This is a genomic window from Psychrobacter sp. 1Y4 (assembly GCF_051847555.1).
The window spans coordinates 1-522 of the sequence record NZ_JBPYDE010001139.1 but is presented as its reverse complement, the minus strand read 5'-3'; the positions used below and the strand labels follow the sequence as shown (position 1 = coordinate 522).

The following is a 522-nucleotide window of genomic DNA, read 5'->3' as shown; positions in this document are numbered from 1 at the left end:
ATAAAGTGACTGTGCTTGAGTATCAAAACCGCGGCGGCGGACGTAGCTGGACACTGAATAGCGGCGATAAATATACGGAGCTTGGCGGTGCTGAGGTCACGTGCGACTTCAAAAAAGGCAATTATTTTAATGGTGGGCCATGGCGATTGCCCATTCATCACTACGCGGTCTTTCATTACTGCAAAAAGTTTGGCGTCGCATTGCAGCCCTTTATCCAGACTAATGATCGCGCTTATCTACACCGTACCAATCACTTCAATGGTGCACCGCAGCGCTTGGGCGAAGTACAGAGCGATATCCGTGGTTATGTGTCAGAATTATTATCCAAAGCCGTCAATAAAGGCAGTCTCGATAGTAGTGTTGATAAAGAGGACAAAGAAAAACTACTCGAAGGTCTCAAGGGCTGGGGCGTTCTGGATAATAACTATCGCTATGTCAAAAGCCATGAGACGGGCAAGCATCGCGGCTATAGTGTGTATCCGGGTGGTGGCTTGATGCCAGATGCCAAACCATCAGCGCCCA

At 48.7% G+C, this 522-nt stretch carries 1 protein-coding gene; it reads left to right on the top strand.

All coding sequences use genetic code 11. The annotated features are described in order from the left end of the window. Positions 1–522, top strand: a 522-nt coding sequence (locus ACS8FC_RS20820; protein ID WP_439298183.1) for an FAD-dependent oxidoreductase, incomplete at both ends; no start/stop codon positions are given.